15 protein-coding genes and 2 pseudogenes are annotated in these 15,991 nt (G+C 37.1%); 10 read left to right on the forward strand and 7 right to left on the reverse strand.

Annotation, left to right across the window (positions count from 1 at the left end; translation table 11 throughout):
- Positions 1-77 precede the first annotated feature (77 nt).
- Positions 78-320: a hypothetical protein gene (locus tag PR675_RS08500; RefSeq protein ID WP_004920016.1), complete on the reverse strand. Its 243-nt coding sequence runs from the start codon at positions 318-320 to the stop codon at positions 78-80.
- Positions 321-1,586: 1,266 nt separating this feature from the next.
- Positions 1,587-2,129 (reverse strand): dihydrofolate reductase family protein, encoded by a 543-nt coding sequence (locus tag PR675_RS08505; RefSeq protein WP_060561035.1) that lies wholly within the window; start codon positions 2,127-2,129, stop codon positions 1,587-1,589.
- A gap of 339 nt (positions 2,130-2,468) precedes the next feature.
- On the opposite strand from PR675_RS08505, the gene PR675_RS08510 reads away from it, so the two are divergent.
- From PR675_RS08510 to PR675_RS08525, 4 genes are all read left to right on the forward strand, one after another.
- Complete coding sequence (locus PR675_RS08510) at positions 2,469-2,918, forward strand: NUDIX hydrolase (protein ID WP_060561034.1); 450 nt, start codon at positions 2,469-2,471, stop codon at positions 2,916-2,918.
- 223 nt (positions 2,919-3,141) lie between these two features.
- A complete protein-coding gene (locus PR675_RS08515; RefSeq protein ID WP_239686462.1) occupies positions 3,142-3,567 on the forward strand; it encodes a hypothetical protein in 426 nt (141 codons plus the stop codon).
- A gap of 334 nt (positions 3,568-3,901) precedes the next feature.
- Positions 3,902-4,441, forward strand: a complete 540-nt coding sequence (locus tag PR675_RS08520; protein WP_004920003.1) for a hypothetical protein — start codon at positions 3,902-3,904, stop codon at positions 4,439-4,441.
- A gap of 730 nt (positions 4,442-5,171) precedes the next feature.
- Positions 5,172-5,540: a hypothetical protein gene (locus PR675_RS08525; RefSeq protein WP_060561032.1), complete on the forward strand. Its 369-nt coding sequence runs from the start codon at positions 5,172-5,174 to the stop codon at positions 5,538-5,540.
- A gap of 193 nt (positions 5,541-5,733) precedes the next feature.
- Here PR675_RS08525 and PR675_RS08530 read toward each other — a convergent pair whose 3' ends face one another.
- Positions 5,734-6,843 (reverse strand): ROK family transcriptional regulator, encoded by a 1,110-nt coding sequence (locus tag PR675_RS08530; RefSeq protein ID WP_060561031.1) that lies wholly within the window; start codon positions 6,841-6,843, stop codon positions 5,734-5,736.
- Positions 6,844-6,865: 22 nt separating this feature from the next.
- Entirely contained in the window at positions 6,866-7,696 is an 831-nt protein-coding gene (locus tag PR675_RS08535) for a glycerophosphodiester phosphodiesterase (RefSeq protein ID WP_060561030.1), read from the reverse strand.
- A 222-nt stretch (positions 7,697-7,918) separates the two neighbouring features.
- On the opposite strand from PR675_RS08535, the gene PR675_RS08540 reads away from it, so the two are divergent.
- The 5 genes and pseudogenes from PR675_RS08540 to PR675_RS08560 form a co-directional block, all read left to right on the forward strand.
- A complete protein-coding gene (locus PR675_RS08540) occupies positions 7,919-9,001 on the forward strand; it encodes an ABC transporter ATP-binding protein (RefSeq protein WP_040133177.1) in 1,083 nt (360 codons plus the stop codon).
- Positions 8,998-9,861, forward strand: a complete 864-nt coding sequence (locus tag PR675_RS08545) for an ABC transporter permease (RefSeq protein WP_004919984.1) — start codon at positions 8,998-9,000, stop codon at positions 9,859-9,861. The genes PR675_RS08540 and PR675_RS08545 overlap by 4 nt, the downstream gene beginning before the upstream one ends.
- On the forward strand, positions 9,858-10,700 hold the full coding sequence (locus tag PR675_RS08550; RefSeq protein WP_014656019.1) for an ABC transporter permease: 843 nt from the start codon (positions 9,858-9,860) through the stop codon (positions 10,698-10,700). The genes PR675_RS08545 and PR675_RS08550 overlap by 4 nt, the downstream gene beginning before the upstream one ends.
- 23 nt (positions 10,701-10,723) lie before the next feature.
- Positions 10,724-11,812 (forward strand): extracellular solute-binding protein, encoded by a 1,089-nt coding sequence (locus tag PR675_RS08555; RefSeq protein WP_088499265.1) that lies wholly within the window; start codon positions 10,724-10,726, stop codon positions 11,810-11,812.
- A 1-nt stretch (position 11,813) separates the two neighbouring features.
- A pseudogene (locus tag PR675_RS08560) lies at positions 11,814-12,842 on the forward strand (fimbria/pilus outer membrane usher protein); the annotation flags it as partial.
- On the opposite strand, the pseudogene PR675_RS08565 reads toward PR675_RS08560, so the two are convergent.
- Positions 12,839-12,991 (reverse strand): annotated as a pseudogene (locus tag PR675_RS08565) (helix-turn-helix domain-containing protein); the annotation flags it as partial. The pseudogenes PR675_RS08560 and PR675_RS08565 sit on opposite strands and share 4 nt — an antisense overlap.
- A gap of 359 nt (positions 12,992-13,350) precedes the next feature.
- Between PR675_RS08565 and PR675_RS08570 the strand changes: the two are divergent.
- The gene (locus PR675_RS08570; protein WP_036940309.1) at positions 13,351-13,986 is read left to right on the forward strand and encodes a GrpB family protein; all 636 of its coding nucleotides are present in this window, start codon (positions 13,351-13,353) and stop codon (positions 13,984-13,986) included.
- Between the two features lie 126 nt (positions 13,987-14,112).
- Here PR675_RS08570 and PR675_RS08575 read toward each other — a convergent pair whose 3' ends face one another.
- Positions 14,113-14,409 carry a hypothetical protein gene (locus tag PR675_RS08575; RefSeq protein WP_131728125.1) on the reverse strand — a complete coding sequence of 99 codons (297 nt, stop codon included), beginning with the start codon at positions 14,407-14,409 and terminating at the stop codon, positions 14,113-14,115.
- A gap of 103 nt (positions 14,410-14,512) precedes the next feature.
- Positions 14,513-15,568 carry a hypothetical protein gene (locus PR675_RS08580; RefSeq protein ID WP_014655981.1) on the reverse strand — a complete coding sequence of 352 codons (1,056 nt, stop codon included), beginning with the start codon at positions 15,566-15,568 and terminating at the stop codon, positions 14,513-14,515.
- Positions 15,569-15,991: the final 423 nt, after the last annotated feature.

Genomic DNA, 15,991 nt, shown 5'->3' on the forward strand with positions numbered 1-15,991 from the left:
TTTTTGTCCGTTATTTAGCCACATCTCATTCTTTTTTAAATAAAGCAAGTTGGATAGTTGCTTTATTTCACTTAGGTTTAAAACGTGATACTGATAGAGTTAACAGTGCTACCAGAAGCATCAATATTATAGGACCAACTAATTTTACTCGTTGATATTGAAGAGCCTGTTACTTTTGGCACTGAAACACTTACTGATGGCACTGTAGTAGCCGAAACAGTAGGTTGAGTTATAGGTTGAACATTACTAATAGATGGTTTGCAGATATTAAAAGTACCACCAGAAACTAACTTAACTTCTTTTAGTGTTAATACTTTCATAAAATCCTCTCATATTATTTGTAAAGTTAAAATGAAATATGAATCTTTAATACTTTAAAAACTCATTTTCTGCTTAGTTAAATTTTAATGCACAATTTAACCGCGTTAATAATTAAATAAGTGAATCATTGCTGGAATAAGAAAAATCTTAATAGGTATAAATACTTATTCTATCAATCGATTGTTTTTTATATATTTTTATTCATTAAATTTAGTATACATATGAAAGATATAATTATTTTTATAATAAATAATCTTTCGATATTTATTATATTACTCGAATTTTCATTTTCATATTAATGATTAAATAAATGATTGATTGTTTATATATAGTTATATTATATCAAAATCAGCATATAGCTAGAAAATAAACGGATACATTAAGTGAATAATTACGATATGTAATTTTTGATATTTCGGATGGGGTTATAGTTTACTGCGCTTCAAAAAAACTGTCTTTCGCATAGGTGTGTATTATGGAAAGCTATTATTTTTCTTGATGTTATTATTCTATCAAGAAAGTAGGGGGGTAATGACTCGCGTTGTAAAAAAGAATATTACTTAATGTGTTGCCTTTCCTATAATTCCAATTTAAAAATGTCACTTTCAATATAAAAAATTTTTTTATATATTAAATTGGAATAAAACAGTAACAAAGGATAGTTTGTACGACTAGTAATATTAAATAAAAAATGAAGCTACCCCTTGTTTCTTCGATTAGTTTTACAACTCGCTATTTTTAATACAGTGCTTGAAATTGCTTTTGTGATCATGCTGCCATTGCTCTAGTTCTTATGGTTCAGTTTATTTAGCGTGATTATCATGTGCTAAAGCGCTGTTGTTTCCGAGAAATAGAAAAGCCTCTGATGAGAGGCTTATTTTCGCCTTAAAAATTAGAAACTCTCGAGTTTTCAAGTGAAAGGTATGGCATTCAAAATTAATGATATGCACTTAAAATTAAGCGGGCACTCGCAGTTAAAAATAGCTATTTCCCGCTTTTCTGTCAGAGCTGAGTCTATGACTTTTGGCTCTTTTAAGGCATCAAGGGTAAATTTTGCGTCAAAAAGCACTGAGATATAACTCTCTAATGTTCTATGATATTTAATCACATCCTCAACAAACCAAGAAGTGGCGCATAACAGACATACAGACAAATTCACTGTTTTCATTTTTCATAAATGATGAGGACTTTGCCGTACACATCGAGTATTCGACAGAAAAATAAAGATAGTTCTAATTCGAATATGTAAAGCGACATTGACAAAATTATTTTCTCTGGCGGTGCCAAGTATTCTTAACCATATAGTCAAAATAACGCTCTGATTTAACATGAATAAACTGTAGCGGTTTTTTCATATTACCAAATAAAGGTATTCCATCACCTAACAGAATTGGGACAATAGTGATTATCATTTCATCAATTAAATCTTCTGCCAAACACTGTTTCGCAACAGAACCTCCGTCAATATAAAGCGTTTTAAACCCAGCGCAGTGTATTGAGCTTATTACATCTTTAATCTCGCCACGCACTAAATGAACAGCTTTCCCTATGAGTTTTACTGGTATTTCTCTGATTGAGTTCGACAAGACAAACACTGGTTTATCATATGGCCACTCTCCATCAAAACCACATACAGTTTCAAAAGTCGTTCGACCCATAACAACAGCATCAATTCTTTGCATAAAATCCGAAAAGCCCATATCGTTTTGATCTGGATTAGGGATAGAGAATAACCAATCTAATTGGTTATTTGCATCTGCTATATAACCATCTAGGCTCGTTGCAATATAAATGATGTTACGATGCATATAGTAGCTTCCTGAAAAATAAAATAGTTAAATCAGTGAAAGTTTTTCTATTTGTCAGTATCTCATTTTTTAGCATTACATCAATGCGAATGAATCCATAATGTCACAATAGAGCACTTAAAGAACCACATAGAGATGTATTATTGAAATCTCAGGCTTGTTTAGTAGTATTATGACTAATGTCGCTTTTCTTATGTCAAGCCCACTCGTTAATAAAGCTAAAATGATAGTTATTTTTTATAAACAAACCATTCCGTTATCTCGATTGATTTCGCTTTACATTCATAACTATTTGTTTAAGCTGTGATATCTTATTAACTCACTATGGTCATATCAGCTATGCGTGTTCGGTGTTCATCCCGATTACTGATTATTAATTCGTCTAGACAAGTATTACTATTTCGCTTTGTTCATACGAACGATGCTTTAGCTGGCAGATCATACTGGGCAACGCCAGGTGGTGGTGTTGAGTATGGTGAATCTTTTGAACAAGCGGCTATCAGAGAGCTGAAAGAAGAAACCGGCATTATCAGGGATAATATTGGAAAATGTGTTTCACAAAGAACTTTTGAAATGACACTTCCCAGTGGCGAAACGGTGCTAGCAAAAGAGCGCTTTTTTATCGTCTTTTCCAATGAAGAAGAGATCCACACTAATGGATGGTCTAATAACGAAAAATCTGTTATTAGTCGCTACTATTGGTGGGAGTTAGATGAGCTAACCTGGAGCGACGAAATAATATATCCTAATGATATTAAAAAGTTAATCTCTAATAATTTTGATAATTGATAGCCAATATTTAATTTGTTCGCCCCTGTATGGCTTTCAGCATACCATCACCATACAGTGGGTAGATTAGAGAGCGTAAAAGCTGCAATCTGTAGATCAATGTAATTTATTCATCTTTATCATAACAAAAAAGTAAAGCTCTTCGCTTTGTAAACATTTAATTCTGCATTTCTTAACATGGTTAAACTACGAGATAATTAAGAAGGAAAATAAGGAGATAATGATGCAGAAGTTGATCATCCAAGTATGGGTGTTAGTGTCGTTAGCCGTAATAAGTAATGGGTATGCCTCAAATCTTGAATTAAGCACTGAATCAAAAAATTTCTATGAATCCTGCCTAAATATGAGTGAAGATTTGGTCTTTAACGGAAGTTATCAATATCTCTGCGAGTTTAAAGGCCAAAAAATTGCACAGATTTATACAACGTACAAAGCTAATCTATATCGTCAAGAGCGACTTAAAAACCAGTTACCTAAAAATAATGTTGAGTATCAGACTGAAAATGTCGAGGTAATTTACAAGTGGTTACCACCTAATAAACTCAGATTAACGATAACTTATGATAACGGTATTGAGCAGTACATATATTATTTTATCGAAAACAAAGACAGCACAATTGTTTTCCATGAAATAAATACAGGCTACTAGTACTAAAGTAGCCGCAAGTAAATCTTCAACAAGGCAGGTGGTGTCGAACTGCAGTCAAGCTAGTCTGGACATACAGATGAAGAACGTACACTTCACATGTAGACAAAATTTGGTCTAAAAAATCGATTAACAAACAGTGTGTGAATATTGTGTATATTTTTTGATTTAATTTCGTTACTTTTACCTCACATTTTTCTGCCCATAATAATTTGACTTATGAAGAAAAAGAGCTTAACTTGTGAACCCATTCCATTAAGCATCATCCCTTTTTTATTGCATCTAATTTAAGATAAATTGAACAACAAAGTCATAAGGATATCGGATAGGTCTTAGTATGCATATTATTATAGCAGCAATTTCAGCATTAGCTGCGCTTGTATGGGCGCTACATTCATTACAAAACTCAGGTGTAGACCTTAATTCCTTTAATCCATTTACTTGGGCCCGACGGAGAAAGTGGCAAAAACAATATGGGGTAAAACCAATCTATAATTTGTCGACGGCAACGGAAGCCGCTGCAGTCATTATTGTTGGTGCATTGAAGCAGGAAGGTGAAATATCCCGTGAACAAAAACAAACGGTTATTAACCTGTTTATAGAGAATTTTAATCTAGAAACTCAAGATGCGGTGGATTTGTTTTCTTCATCATCACACCTTGTACATAATGAAATAAACTTTGATCAAAGTATCCCTCATATACTGAAATTAAGTATTACTCAGTTTACGCCCGCAATGGTTGAGACATTCCTATCATTATTGGAGAAAGTCATCATGTTAGAGGGTGAGCCGACAAAAGGGCAAATAAATATAATTGAAAATGTGCGGAACGAATTTAAAAGAATGAAGAAAAAGAGTTTAGGCTGGAAAAACTAGTTCTTTCATTTAAAGAAGGGCGCTGAGCATTGAGTAACATGAGAAGTTTATAGTTATGCTGAATGGCATTACACCCTGTCAGTAAACATGAAAGAACAAGTAAAATGCTACAGTGCCTTCCTACTTTGCATCCCCCCGATAATGCAGGAAAGAGTACCGATGAGAAGACCTTATCGGTATTCAGACAAATTTATTTTGTGACGAATAATAAATAATCAAAACATTAGGGAAAGCAAAACATGTATTCATGAGGCTATCTAAACGGTTTCATTTGTTGAAGGATAAATAAACAGAATTATTTACAAGCGCTTATTTTGTGATATTTATTGAAATAGGAATATTGACTGCAACTTCATACTCTAAGCGATTGACGGTAGTTGCTTTAGGTTGCAATAACTTAGAATGATATTTTCACAGGAGTAAAGTTACCATAAACCGTCCATAAAATTTTTGGGCTTCCCGTTTATACTCCCTTATCATGAAAAACCACACATTGAATACATAGCGAATTTTAGTTCCATTGAGCAATTAAACCTATATCGTTATGGAATATTCATTATTAAATGGTTTAATTGGCTTTATTTCTTTCAAATTAAGATTGCTTTTAAAAAAGTAATCATCAATTAATAGCTAATATTCAACGAATAATTTTTTTTGACCTTTTAATTTGTAAAATAAGAAAAATACACAATAATAATAAGTAACCACCAAAAATATTTTTATAGATAGTTTGATCACAAAGGTAGTTGATTCGCCTCGCTATGGCAGCTTAATACAAATATATTCAGCTCAATATTCTCCTATTTCAGACACACCACATTGCTTACAAATAAGTGGTTTTTACAACGATGCAAGTTGGGGAACTGATTGCGACCCAGAAAATAAAGCCACATTATTTAAACAGGATATGAAAGGTCATTTACAAGCAATGTACTACGTTGATAATCCGCTATCACCAAATCAACCAAATGAATATTTGTATTTATTTAACCACTCAATTTACTATGATTTGTTTTATGGGAAAATACGTGCAACTCAACAATTAGATGAAAATAATTGGAACAAATGGCTAATCGAACTTGCACCAAGTAATAATTAATTTGTGCTTAAGCTGCTCTGGTAGTTACCGGTTATTTATACTGGTACCTGCCAGATTATTCTGTCGTGCGTCAGTGATTCAAAAGGCACTGTGGTAATCAGCGATTTGTCGCTAAACTGATACCCCGTATAAAGTCTATAAAACCTTGCCTATATAGATTAGATGCTCGTTTTTACACATCGAGGCACTTCAATCATTGGTTAATTATTTGATATAGAGATAGCATGGCAGCACCAAGCGAGGCACTCTCTGAACCTATTGATGAATGAACTACTTTAACCATAGGTCTTTCCGGATCAAGACGATACTGCAACCAATCCGTGATATCTTCTGCAAAGCGAGAAGTTATCTCTTTCGGCATTGCTCCGCCAATTATGATAAGTTGTGGGTCTAACCATTGAAGGCATCCTAAAACAGTGTCTTCAAGTTGTTTTAATGACCGTTGATACCAAGTCTCTATAACTATATCTTTTTTCTTTATAAGACCAAGCAATTCCTCTTCATCGTAACCCGCAGCACTGAGAGTGCCGAGCAAATCTTTATAAGATGGCCGATGGGTTCCAGTAGGAAAGGCCATACCAACTTCGCCAGCATTTCTAAAGCCGCCCGTCAGTAATTTATGATCTGCAATAATCCCTGCACCTATACCATATCCTAGTTCTAATACGGTTAAGTCTCGGTATTGATTCCACTGACCTGAGTACAATTCTCCAATAGCAGCAGCATTAGCGTTATTCTCAACCCAAGTCGGCCAAGGGAGGTTAGCCTGAAATTCAGCTTGCAGATCGGCATCGCGCCAGCTTTTTAGCCAAGTAACGCATTGTCTTTTTTTTCCATCTGATTTCACGAAACCGGGTACAGCATATCCTACGCCAAGGATCCTGGCATGTTGAAGCTTCAATTTTTTTAGCGTGCTATTAACCATTTTCTTAATTTGGTCAAGAGTGGCTATGAGAGGTTGGTTTTCTAGATGTACTTCTGATGTGCTGAAAATTTTTTTTCCACAAAAATCAACAAGCGCAAGATCAATAAAACCAGAACTAAAGGAGACGCCAATTGAGCAAGCTCCTCCGGGATTTAGTTTTAGAGGAAGAGAAGGTTGGCCTCTTTGTCCAATATTCTTCTCACCTTCAACAATTAACCCAGAAAAAATGAGCTCACGGCATTGTTGTGTTATCGCGCCAGGTGTTAAGTTGGATAATTTAGCTAACTCGGCCCGGGAAATCGGTCCGTACCTGCGAATTAATTCCAGTAGTAACCGTTGAGTTGGCTTTAGGTCCAATACTTCTGGTTTATCTGTCATTGACAACTTCCGATACTATAAATTAATTCCATTGTAGCCCTGCATCCTCAATTAAAGATTGTAAATACGGAATATCATCATGACTGAGAATGTCAATAAGGCCTTCTTGAAGCCATTCAATGATTTCAGCACGACAGTCACAGCCAAATTTAAGTAGATATTGCTCTAAAGGGGAGATGCCGTTTTTATTTTCATGCAAGTACAGCCGTACACCCAACCCCGCCGCCTTATATGCTCTCAAATCGTCGATATGTGTATACTCATATTCCACACAAACACAACTTGCATTTGAGGCAGAAACGGCAGCTAATTGGTCATTGTATCGCTCAATAGTGACAACCTGCAATGCTAATTGCGGTATCTTTTCTTTTACTTTGTTGATTAATACGTGATTAAATCCAAGTAATTGAATGTGTGATATCGCATTCGGAACTGAACTTAAGACGTCGACTAGATGTTCAATAAATTCATCAACTCTACGCCGCTGCTTAACTTCAACAATCAATCCAACCTGATTGGCCACAGCCCATTTTATAACATCTTTCAGTAGCGGTATTTTTGTGCCTTCAAACTTATTATTAAATTTTACGCCGAAATCATACCGAGACAGTTGTGTGTACGTCATCTCCTCAACAAAACCCGTTCCTGTTGAGACTCTATCTATACGATGGTCATGAGTAACCACGATTTGATTATCTACGGTTAAGTGAATATCTATCTCAATGCAATGTGTACCAGCTTCCAATGCACCAATGAATGCAGGCATGGTGTTTTCAGGGTATTTGCTGGCATACCCTCGGTGACTGTTTGCTAAAACAACACCTTCTTTTGCTCTATGAAATTCAAAATCCATGATAAAACCCTCAATTTATTTTCGATTAAGTTTATCATTTAAATTTAATATGTAAAATAACATTTAAGTCTTTAACTTTATATGTGCCATGTATATAGTTGATTTCAATAGGGTTAAAATTAAATTTCTACTTTTGTTTTATTTTGATGAGCTAAATCACATTAATATAACATTTAATATGTAAATTTAATAAGAAATTATTTCGATTAAGGAAGGCCGATAATGTCTACCCTGATATTAAAAGGTGTTACAAAGCAATTTGGCGATTTTTATGCCGCCCGCGATATCAGTCTTACCGCTGAAGAGGGGGAATTTGTCACTTTGCTCGGGCCGAGTGGTTGTGGAAAAACCACTTTATTAAAAATGATAAGTGGCTTTCACCAACCAGATAGTGGAGAGATCATTTTAAATGGCAAGCCTATAACAAACCTTCCACCAGAAAAAAGAAACACGGCCATGTGTTTTCAATCTTATGCTTTGTTTCCGCATCTCAACGTTTCACACAATATCTGTTTTGGCTTGAAGCAAAAAAAAGTCTCCATTAGCAACCAACAAGAAAGATTAGAAGAATCCCTAAAACAAGTCGGTTTAGTTGAGCAGCGTTTGAAGATGCCATCACAACTATCAGGAGGACAGCAACAGCGTGTAGCTTTGGCTAGAGCGATGATCACTAGGCCGGATTTGGTTTTGTTTGACGAACCACTATCTAACTTAGATGCGAAATTACGCGAAAGTGTGAGGTTTGAAATTAAAGAGCTACAACGCCTCTACCAACTAACTTCGATTTATGTCACGCACGATCAGGCTGAGGCCTTGTCTATATCAGATAAAATCGTTGTGCTAAATGGAGGGAGTATTGCGCAAGTGGGCTCGCCAGAGGACGTTTATTACCACCCAAACAGCCGCTTTGTTGCGGATTTTATTGGTGCAGCGAATATTGATGAGGCACATGTTGAACCCGCTGAGCAGCCAGAATACTACCGTATCGCCTGTAAGCTTGGTAACTTCTATGTTAAATCCGCAAATCCTCCCTCAGCAAAACATTGCTATATTTGTTGGCGTCCTGAGGATGTGAAATTTGTTCAAGCCCCATCTTCTATCCAAAATAGATTTTCTTTGGTCATAGAAAAAATGGCATTTATGGGCAATCTCACTGAAGCGTGGGGTTCCAACGATAATAAATCACTCTCAGTTCGTTTGCAGCTTGTGAAGAAACCGCCTATTGCCATCGGAGAGCGTGCCGAATTTTACTTGCCAGAGGATGCAATTCACTTTTTAGAGCCGGTTACGGAGGGGAAGAGATGAATTGGAAAAATGAGGTAAAGGCATGGCTATTAATGAGCACAGGGCTTGGAACGATCCTTCTTCTGATGGGATCAACTTTTTATGTCGTTATTACTCAAAGCTTCGGTTTATTTAACATGACGGGGGAAAGTGAATTTTCACTGGCGTTTTGGGCAAACATCATAGGTGACTCCGTCTTACTTAGTGCGTTGTATTACACCGTAAAAGTTTCGGTGCTTGGTGCGTTTGGTGCAGTTCTGCTTTCATATCCGATCGCACTCTGGCTAAGACAACCCATGTACGGAAAAGAGGTTGTGATCGGAGTGCTTCGAGCCCCCATGTTCATTCCAGGTTTAGTGGCTGCATTTTTGTTTGTAAATATCATCGCCTATCATGGAGTGATAAACAGTTTACTTCAACTGTTGGGAATAACAGACTCCCCATTGCGTATGCAAAATGATGATTTTGGATGGGGGGTTATCATTCTTCAAATATGGAAAAACCTTCCTTTTGCATTGATTTTAGTTGGCGGTGCTGTCAATTCGATTAGAGATGAGATACTTGATGCGGCAAGTAATTTCGGTGCTAATAGATGGCGGAGATTCGTAGATGTCGTCTTCCCTCTAACACTCCCCGCGGTACAAGTTTCTCTAATACTTATCTTTATTGGTGCGGTAGGGGATTTTGCATTCTTCTCTGTGGCCGGTCCCCGTAACACTTACTCCCTTGCGCGCCTGATGCAAGCTACCGCAATGGAATACGGTGAATGGAATAACTCAGCCGTTATTGCCGTCATAATAATGTTAATTTCCGCGATTGGAACGCTGCTCATTGCGACTGTGTTAACCCCGTTGGCTACCAAGAAGGGGGAGGTTAAATGAACACTATAAAGACCAATAATGGACGGAAAGTTGTAAAAATTTCATTGATTTTTTTCATCTTCATTAATGTTGTTTGGTTAGGTTTGCCTTTTACTATGGCAATCTTGTGGTCCTTGGTTGACCCACAACACCCATGGAGTTATCCAGACCTTTTTCCTCAAAAATTATCTTTAGCGCGGTGGAAAATTGTTTGGGAACAAACATCGCTAGCAACCGCGCTTTTCAATAGTTATACCATCGCTCCTGCTGTTGCTATTTTGAGCTTATTGCTTGCGACACCTACAGCTTATGCTTTCGGAAGAATGACATTTAAAGGCAAAGCAGTTGCGGAAATGCTAACGCTCATTCCACTGGTTATGCCGGGCATGATTATCGGTATCTTTTTCAGTTCAATGTTAATAAGTTTAAATATCAGCAATACTTTTATGAGCATTGTAATTGGCCATACCGTTCTTACGCTCCCTTACTCAATTCGCATAATGTCAGCGGGGTTCAAGTCGATACCACAAGACATAATCGACGCGTCGCGTGACATGGGAGCTAGTTTTTGGGGGACGTTCTGCAATGCTTTTTTACCCATGCTAAAGCCAAGTTTACTGGCTTCATTAATATTTTGTCTGGTTCGAAGTTTAGAAGAGTTTAGTATTTCATTTGTACTGGGCTCGCCAGATTTTATCACTGTTCCCACGATACTGTATTCATTCTTAGGGTATTCCTTTGTACGTCCAGATGCCGCTGTTGTTTCAATGATCTTGGTGATACCCAACGTTATATTGATGATAATTATTGAGCGCCTGTTAAAAGGCAATTATTTGTCTCAATCCACAGGAAAAGCATAACATTCACTAGAGGTAGTCAAATTATGAAAAAAATATCATTGGCGCTCTTACTGGGAGTCGCAGTTATATCAACCTCTTACGCTCAAGATGTAGATAAAAATTCCTTTCCTAACTGGGATGAGGTGATAAAGCAAGCAAAACAAGAAGGAGAGGTTACATTTAACATTTGGTACTTGCAGCCGCAGTGGCGTAATTTTGTGAAGGGATTCGAAGATGAATATGGAATAAAAGTACAAATCTCAGAAGGAACCATTGATGGAAATATGAATAAACTTTTAGCCGAATCAAAAAAACAGAGTGGTAAAATTGATGTAATGGCCTTATCCATTGCTCAACTGCCTATTACTTTAAAAGCTAATGCAATCAGTAAAGTTGACTGGCTCCCAGGCTATGAGAATGGAGTTCATACAATACAAAACATCGATACACAGGGGTATGCCGTCGCTTTTTGGGGAAATCAAACTGGATTCGCCTATGACCCCAAACAATTTGGCGATCAAACTCTTCCTCAAACGCTCAATGACCTTCAGGCGTTTATCGATGCAAATCCCAATCGTTTTGGATATAACGATCCCAATAACGGAGGCGCTGGTGAAGCCTTCATTCAGCGTATTGTCACACTCAAAAGCGGTGAGTTTGATAGCAGTGCAACGAAGATTGATCCAAAGGTGATTAAAGGTTGGTCTTCTGGCTGGGCGTGGTTTACTAAAAACAAATCTAGTATTACGCAAACCGCATCTGGCGCCGATAGTCTCACACGTTTAAATGATGGAGAGTTGATGTTGGTTCCAGCTTGGGAAGATCATATGCTAGGCTTGCAACACAATGGAGCAATAACTTCAAGATTAAAATTTTATGTCCCCAAATTTGGTATGCCAGGGGGAGGGAATGTTGTAACCATCGCTGCAAATAGTCAACACCCAAATGCCTCCGCTGTTTTTATTAACTGGTTGATTCAACCTAAAACTCAGCAAGCGCTGAAAGAGACCTTTGGCACTTCCCCCATGACTAAAATGGCTACTGCTAATCAGGTGTCAGACGTGAAATTCTATGGGAAAGACTATAGTATGCTATTCCGCAAGGAGTTCGTGCGAAATGTGACAATGAAGTAAAGTTATTTATGAGACCTACGTGGCTCCCGGTGCATTTTATATTAATGACATACAACAAGCAGGATTGTCGGGTGACTATGATGTGACTATCACCGAAGCGGATGGTAGCGAACGTCAATTTGTAGTGCCTTATTCCTCATTGCCAGTGATGCTACGGCCAGGGGGCTGGAAATATGAACTCGCCTCCGGCCGTTATGATGGGAATTTGACTACAGACTCTCGCCGTTCAGATTTTGTATTAGGCACCGCGGTATACGGTTTACACAATAATGTCACTTTGTACGGTGGAACGTTATTGGCGAAAGATTATCAATCCTTGAGTTTGGGAAGTGGATTCTCTTTAGGGAACTTCGGGGCGCTGTCAACGGATGTGACCCATTCATCAGCCAAATTTAGTGGTGCAGCGCAGCAAGGCAGTGATCGTCAAACTGGTCAATCTTACCGTATTCGTTATTCAAAAAGTTTGATGTCGACGGGCACATCGGTCGATCTTACCGCATTGCGTTACTCAACCGAGCATTTTTACAGCTTTAGTGAATTTAATAGTCAAGGTTATCGTGAAGCAGGGGGTGTTTATAGTGGTACAAACTCAGCTGAAATAGTGACCAAATACAATCAGCAACATTATATACGTTGGATGATGAATAGCGGAGATAACCTCATTGCACTCGAGTCTTTATCTATGAAGTCAGAACTGGAAGGTGAAGACCTTGTTGATGCAATGGCGAGAGCATTAAAAGGTTTCCATTCAGAGAGTATGGACCCAGCCAAGCAATTTGTTCTTGCTTGGGGGAATATGGTTGGAATTCCTTTAAATATTATAATGGAAAATAAACCATTAGATGCGAAAACAGCAGCAGAAATTGTAACGAGTGGAATTCCAACAAGTGAAACAAAACTCGTTCAATACCTTATCGCTAAGATATATATTTCTTATATGAAAAATGGGATTCGGACTATTAAAATACAAGAATCGCTTGATTTAGAAAGAATTAAAAGGTTAGCTTATGACCCACATAAAAAAAGATAGCGAACTAATAGCCGTCGGCATTGGCGAGCAGATATGCCTAATCGTTGTGCTGCCATTTTGGTTGGCAGGCGCTGGTCAATCACATCCTGGATTACTTTTAGTCGTTTAACATCTTCCAAGGTAAAAAACTCCGCTCTATAAGCCGTCATGCGAACCCCTTAATGGTGAGCCTACGTGACGGACATCTTAACTTATCCCAGAGCGGACATTACAACTTTGCTATTACAATTTAGGTTCGCATAATGTGTATTATGTTAAATAGAGTGTGGGGAGCTAATAACTTTATAAATAGCCTCATTATCACTATCATTACCTCCTGATTTACTATGCGAAATAGCTACTGGTAGTTTAACCAGTGCTCCTAGTATTAGTGTATGCTTATATATATTTTTACTACCCTACCACGTAAATACGTTTGCCGGTAATATTGTTATTGGTGGTGGCGGAATTCATTGCGTAACCATGCAACAACCCGATTTCACAGCATTTATTACGAATAAGCAAAGATATGACACAATTTAATACAAAAAGAGCCTCATTAGATACGTTATCTCCCGAAGATATCTGTGCTGTAATGAAATTTGAAGATGGTGACCCGAATGAAAACCCATGGGTTTTAGGAAAACCACCTACACTTAAAATTGAGATCCGTGACTATGATCCTATTTGGGCAACACTTTTTATACAAGAAAAAGCACGTATCCAAGCCGCACTAGGCGAAGCAGCACTGCATATTGACCATATTGGCTCAACTGCGGTTCCAAATCTAGCAGCTAAACCTATTATTGATATTGACTTAATCGTTGAGGATCCTACTGCTGAGAACCGTTATATCCCTCAACTAACTGCCTTGGGGTATGTTCATACAATTCGCGAACCATCTTGGTATGAACACCGAATGCTATACCTTGATAAACCACAGGTTAATTTACATGTATTTGCACCTGGCTGCCCTGAACATTTACGTCATCAGTTATTCCGTGATTGGCTAATGACCCACCCTGACGATCTTGCTACCTATGCCGTCAGCAAAATGAAAGCAAAAGAAGGTGTTAATACAATGATGGATTACAATCAAAAGAAAAATGATACTATTCAAAAGATTTATGCAAAGCTATTTGCCCATTTACAAAAAAATAGCTAAAAAGCGGAATGCATGCATAGAGTTATTCATCAATTTGATAAGCAAGATATAGGTCAATCGTCAGCTATTTTAGCGGATTTATTGCATAAAGAATGGTTCCTATTATTAGACATTAGCATTACGCTTCTACAATAATCGGCAACTACTCAGTTGATGCATAAATCCTTTGTCAAAAGGATCACCTTCAGACACTGATGCAATACCATATTTCTTTGTGAAATCTTCCTGCACATTTCCGTCTTTATAACGAAGTTCGACTTCTGAATGCAGTACACGGCCATCCGGTGTAACTGGTGGCTCAGTGATCGACATTTTATGAGAAACGTAATCACCTGATGTCATACCATGAATTGTCATAACACCATCAGTGTCAGCCGAGGTTCTGAGTGACACACAATCGGATGTTACGAAAATCCTGTACATCGGCTATACCGAGTAAATAAACTTTAGGGTTAGTCATAGTATTAGCTTAACGTCCTGATTATTGATGAACTATAATTAATTTTAAAATCAACTTACGATAAGCTTAACGCATAATAACCGAAAGTTCTACGGAACCACGTGCTAAACCGGTTATCCCTGCCCCCTTTGAATATAACTCATATTCAAGAGTTTTCGTTATATTGACATTGTTTTCATTTGCGTTAATACGACCAAGCTCGACTATAGTCTGGTCTAAACGTATCGGTAATTTAGCCCCATTGTGGTGCACAAATAATTTTACATACGCAGCAGCTTGATTACTTGCGTTATTTAAATTGACATCAAAAGCATTACCAGAATAGAACTCTGGTTTAACGTTAGCTGAAATTCCGATATATGCGTCAACTTGATCCTTAAATTGGCTACAATTTATCGTCATAGGGCGTTGAACGGAAGCTAATAAAGTACCGTTGGCTGCACTAGAATCGTTAATACCAAAATTAATTTTATTCGGAGTCTGCAAGCTGCATGTTAGTCCAGAAACAGTGATATTTATCGCTTCTGTTTTGGATACTAGCATCTTCCAATTCCCTTCATAAAGGGTACGCCAGTCTTTAACAGAGGTACCTATATCGTGTTTTAAGTGATATGTGCCACCTTTTTGATTCCCAGTGCCATATATTAGCAAACGACCCGTTGTATATACATTATGTTGTATACTAATTTCAGGCGTTGTTTGATAAGGTTCAAAAATACAGTTTCTAGAATGTGGAAATTGATTCGTACCAGAACCCCAACCATTGAAATGCCCTGTTACAGTATCGATCTCTCGGTAAGGCCAGTCAATTCTTGTTCGTCTATCCGTAAAAGTAAACTCAGGAACTAGCATTAGGTCATTACTGATTGGCATTCCATATATACCATCAATTTCCATCAGACTATTCAGATGACATTGGTTGTATGAGCCATTGTAATAGTTGGTTAATGAAACATACGGAACTATTTCACCGATATTATCAGTTGTATTAACTTTTGAATGTGATGAAGAGTAATTACCAAATACTCCAACTAAACCACGACCATTAAATACCTTAACGTCCGCAGCTAATGTTGGCAAAGTTATACTTGTCAAAATGATTGCTAATAAAATCTTTTTCATCATATTACCCTAATGTCATAGAAACCGCTATGATCAACTCCTAAGATTATTATCATATCTTTACGCCCTCAATAATCTCTATGTATACTTTTAAAATAAATTGAATCCCATTTTCCAAGTAATCAATTATATAAGATTGATTACTACTGTATTGATATCCGTTTAACCACAATGCTACATTATCTTTCAAACGATAATCCGTATGGTTAAATTATGAAAAACTATCGTCGTCTTTTTGTAGATTATCTCAATGCGGCAAAGTCAATATATGCATCTAAGTTACATATATTGACATAAATGGTTTAGCGGATAATTAATACCATCAAGGATTTTATCTCGATATTCAACACACTTTTCTTTAGGATTAATCACAGTATTAAATTTACCGTCATAATTATTGATGAACTATAATTAATTTTAAAA

The sequence above is a fragment of the Providencia sp. PROV261 genome (assembly GCF_028477945.1).
Lineage (GTDB): Bacteria > Pseudomonadota > Gammaproteobacteria > Enterobacterales > Enterobacteriaceae > Providencia > Providencia stuartii.

Coding starts and splice junctions, on each gene's coding strand:
- PR675_RS08520 (WP_004920003.1), top strand. CDS start 3,902: ATGCATATTATTATAGCAGCAATTTCAGCATTAGCTGCGCTTGTATGG.
- PR675_RS08510 (WP_060561034.1), top strand. CDS start 2,469: ATGCGTGTTCGGTGTTCATCCCGATTACTGATTATTAATTCGTCTAGA.
- PR675_RS08550 (WP_014656019.1), top strand. CDS start 9,858: ATGAACACTATAAAGACCAATAATGGACGGAAAGTTGTAAAAATTTCA.
- PR675_RS08575 (WP_131728125.1), bottom strand. CDS start 14,409: ATGTACAGGATTTTCGTAACATCCGATTGTGTGTCACTCAGAACCTCG.
- PR675_RS08570 (WP_036940309.1), top strand. CDS start 13,351: ATGACACAATTTAATACAAAAAGAGCCTCATTAGATACGTTATCTCCC.
- PR675_RS08530 (WP_060561031.1), bottom strand. CDS start 6,843: ATGACAGATAAACCAGAAGTATTGGACCTAAAGCCAACTCAACGGTTA.
- PR675_RS08545 (WP_004919984.1), top strand. CDS start 8,998: ATGAATTGGAAAAATGAGGTAAAGGCATGGCTATTAATGAGCACAGGG.
- PR675_RS08555 (WP_088499265.1), top strand. CDS start 10,724: ATGAAAAAAATATCATTGGCGCTCTTACTGGGAGTCGCAGTTATATCA.
- PR675_RS08515 (WP_239686462.1), top strand. CDS start 3,142: ATGCAGAAGTTGATCATCCAAGTATGGGTGTTAGTGTCGTTAGCCGTA.
- PR675_RS08535 (WP_060561030.1), bottom strand. CDS start 7,696: ATGGATTTTGAATTTCATAGAGCAAAAGAAGGTGTTGTTTTAGCAAAC.
- PR675_RS08580 (WP_014655981.1), bottom strand. CDS start 15,568: ATGAAAAAGATTTTATTAGCAATCATTTTGACAAGTATAACTTTGCCA.
- PR675_RS08540 (WP_040133177.1), top strand. CDS start 7,919: ATGTCTACCCTGATATTAAAAGGTGTTACAAAGCAATTTGGCGATTTT.
- PR675_RS08500 (WP_004920016.1), bottom strand. CDS start 320: ATGAAAGTATTAACACTAAAAGAAGTTAAGTTAGTTTCTGGTGGTACT.
- PR675_RS08505 (WP_060561035.1), bottom strand. CDS start 2,129: ATGCATCGTAACATCATTTATATTGCAACGAGCCTAGATGGTTATATA.